Raw genomic sequence first — 3315 nt, forward strand, 5'->3', positions numbered from 1 at the left:
CGCAAGGGGCGCGACGGCCGCGCCATGATCGAGCCGGTGCAGCTGCTCGCCGGCGAGCGGCTGCGCGCCGACTTCACCTTCGCCCAGATCGGGCCCCGCGTGACGGTCGACTGGACGGCCGCCCTCGCGCCGGGCGCGTCGGGCGGAGGAGGGGGGCCGGCCGCCATGACGGACGCCGTGCTGGCGGCCCGGCAGCGCCTCGCCGCGGCGCTGCGGGCGACGGGACGCGAGTTCTCCGGGTTGCTGCTCGACGTCTGCTGCTTCCTCAAAGGGCTGGAGGAGATCGAGCGCGAGCGCGGCTGGCCGGCCCGCTCGGCCAAGGTGGTGCTGCAGCTCGGGCTCGACCGGCTGGCCCGCCACTACGGGCTCGCCGCCACGGCGCGCGGTCGGGCGGGAGCACCGCTGCGGGCCTGGCGGGCCGACGTCAGGGACCCCGCGGGTCCTGACGCCGCGGGTCCTTGAGGATGTCGATCAGGGCGCGCAGGCCGGCCGGCATGTAGGCGCGGTGCGGATAATAGAGGAACACGTCGTCGAAGCGCGGCGTCCAATCCTCCAGGCACCGCACCAGCGCGCCGCTGGCGAGATGGGACCGCACCCGGTCCTCGAACGCGAAGGCGAGGCCGGCGCCGGCGAGGGCCGCCTCGCCGATCAGCTCCTGATCGTCGACGATCACCGGGCCGTCGACCGCCACCGTGACGGTCTCGCCGTCCTTCTCGAACTCCCACGGGAACGTCGCCCCGCTCGGGAAGCGGTAGCGGATGCAGCGATGGCCGTGCAGGTCGGCCGGGCGCTCGGGCCGCGGGCGGTCGTCGAAGTAGGACGGCGCGGCGACCACGGCGAAGCGCATCGGCAGGGGAATGCGGGTGGCGATCATGCCCTGCTGCAGCCGCTCGCCGAATCGTATGCCGGCGTCGAAGCCGGCGGCGACGATGTCGACCAGCGCGTCGTCGGACGACACCTCGATGGCGAGCCCGGGGTTTTCGCGCACCAGGCGGGCGATCACCGGACCCATCACGGCGAGGCCGACCGGCCGCGGGACGGTGATCCGGATCGTGCCGGCCGGCGTGTCGCGAAAGCGGTTCACCTCCTCGATCGCCTGGGCGACGTCGCCGAAGGCCGGCTTCAGCCGGGCATGCAGGAGGCGGCCGGCCTCGGTCAGCGACACGCTGCGGGTGTTGCGGTTGAGCAGCCGAACTCCGAGGTCCTGCTCCAGCCCCTTGACGGCATGGCTCAGCGCCGAGCGGGTGACGCCGCGCTCCGCCGCGGCGCGCTGGAAGCTCAGGTGATCGGCGACCGCCACGAAGGCGGCGAGGTCGGCCCAGCGGTGATTCATTGGTGAAGCTTACTCACCATTGTGTCGTTCATTGTCAATCTGGGCGGATGCAGCGGCTCGATCTATGTATCGCCTCACGCAACACACGGAGGCATCCATGGACCAGAACATCACCGGCAAGGTCGTCGTGATCACGGGCGCGAGCAGCGGGCTCGGCGAGGCGACGGCCCGGCATCTCGCGGCGCGCGGCGCCGTGGTGGCGCTGGCGGCGCGTCGCACCGACAAGCTCGCGGCGATCGTCGCCGACATCGCGGCGGCCGGCGGCACGGCGAAGGCCTACACGGTCGACGTCACCCGCAAGGAGCAGGTCGACAAGCTCGTCGCCGACGTGGTGGCGGATTTCGGCCGGCTCGACGTCATCGTGAACAATGCCGGCCTGATGGCGATCGCGCCGATGACCCAGCGCCGGACCGACGAGTGGGACCGGATGATCGACATCAACGTGAAGGGGCTGCTGTACGGCATCGCCGCCGCGCTGCCGGTGTTCGAGCGACAGGGCTCGGGCCACGTCGTGAACATCTCCTCGGTCGCCGGCATCAAGGTGTTCAGCCCGGGCGGCACCGTCTACTCGGGCACCAAGTTCGCCGTGCGGGCGATCTCGGACGGGCTGCGGCACGAGGTCGGCCGGACCATCCGGGTGACGACCATCGAGCCGGGCGCGGTCGAGTCGGAGCTGAAGTTCGGCAGCAGCGACGCGGCGAGCCGCGCCTTCGTCGAGGAGTTCTACAGGACCAGCCAGATCCCGGCGTCGTCGGTCGCTCGCGCCATCGCCTATGCGATCGAGCAGCCGGCCGATGTCGACGTGAACGAGATCGTGCTGCGCCCGACCTCCCAGGACTTCTGATCCCGACCTTTGATCGCGACCTTCGGCTCTGGCGCGCCCCGCCGGACCCCGGACAACAAGAACCCCGCCGCGCTGCGACGCACGGCGGGGTTTTTCGTGAGATCGGCGGGCGACCCGGGCCGCCCGCCGTGGTTGAAGGTCAGCTCTTGTCGCCGAGCAGCTTGCGGGCCCACCAGCCGGTGCGGCGCGGCTTGCTCGACTCGGCCTCGGGAGAGGACTGGGCGAGCGCGGACGTCTCGGGCGCCGGTGCCGGCTCGCTCGGCGCGGGGGCCGGCTCGACGGGACGCGGGGTCGCGTCGCCGTTGGCCGACGAGGAACCGTTGCCGCCGAGCACGAAGGACACCGGCTCGCGCACCGTCGAGCGCCGACGCGGCGGCTCGGGCGCGGTCGGCTCGGCCGCGACCGGCTCGGGGGCCGGAATGCGCGAGGGCGCCTGAGCGACCGGGGCCTGCTCGACCGACTCGGGGGCGAGCGCCTGCAGCGGCTCGGGCGGATCGACCGGGCCGAAATCCGGCGGCGGCGGGGGCGCGTCGACATGACGGCTGCGACCGCGGCCGCGACGCGGCTCCGGCCGCAGCGGCGCGTCGAACCCGGCCTCCGGCTCGGGCAGGTTCTCGGGGCCGATCTCGTCGATGCCCGACCGGGCGCCGCCGGTCACGGGGGCGGCGGGCACGTCGCTCTCGTCCCGCACCTGCGGCGGGAACGGGGGCGCCATCGGCGCCGTCTCGCGGCCCGTCCCGGCGTCGGCCGACGCCGGCAGCTCGGGCTGCTCGCCGGACGGGATCTCCTCGCCGAGCCGCGGGCCGCCGAAATCCTCGATGGCGTGGGCGAGCTCGGGCTCGACCAGGTCGAAGCCGGGCTCCGGACCGCCGAGTGGCCCCGGGGTGCCGTCCTGCCGGCGATTGCGCCGGCCACCGCGGCGACCGCGGCGGCGACGCCGACGTCCGCCGTCGCCGTTCTCTCCGTCACCCTCGGCGTCGTGACGGGACGCTTGGCCCTCGCCCTCCGCCTCGTCGCCGTCGGATTCGTCCTCGCCCTCGGGCTCGCCCGTCCCCGCCTCGCCCGTCCCGGCATCGCCGGCCGGCGTGCGCGCCACCATCGGACCGCGCTCGCCGCGCTCCTCGCGCTCGTCGCCGCG

The 3315-nt window shown here is 74.0% G+C and carries 3 protein-coding genes and 1 pseudogene; 2 read left to right on the plus strand and 2 right to left on the minus strand.

Annotated features, from left to right (window positions below):
* Nucleotides 1-462 (plus strand): DUF6456 domain-containing protein (locus CCR97_RS29600; protein WP_201160170.1); only part of this gene is annotated, 462 nt, incomplete at its 5' end.
* Here the strand turns inward: CCR97_RS29600 and CCR97_RS29605 are convergent.
* Complete coding sequence (locus tag CCR97_RS29605) at nucleotides 425-1333, minus strand: LysR family transcriptional regulator (protein ID WP_111360405.1); 909 nt, start codon at nucleotides 1331-1333, stop codon at nucleotides 425-427. The genes CCR97_RS29600 and CCR97_RS29605 overlap by 38 nt on opposite strands.
* Before the next feature lie 97 nt (nucleotides 1334-1430).
* On the opposite strand from CCR97_RS29605, the gene CCR97_RS29610 reads away from it, so the two are divergent.
* Nucleotides 1431-2177 (plus strand): SDR family oxidoreductase, encoded by a 747-nt coding sequence (locus CCR97_RS29610; RefSeq protein WP_244670747.1) that lies wholly within the window; start codon nucleotides 1431-1433, stop codon nucleotides 2175-2177.
* 139 nt (nucleotides 2178-2316) lie between these two features.
* On the opposite strand, the pseudogene CCR97_RS29615 reads toward CCR97_RS29610, so the two are convergent.
* Nucleotides 2317-3315 (minus strand): annotated as a pseudogene (locus CCR97_RS29615) (hypothetical protein); the annotation flags it as partial.

The sequence above is a fragment of the Rhodoplanes elegans genome (assembly GCF_016653355.1).
GTDB lineage: Bacteria > Pseudomonadota > Alphaproteobacteria > Rhizobiales > Xanthobacteraceae > Rhodoplanes > Rhodoplanes elegans.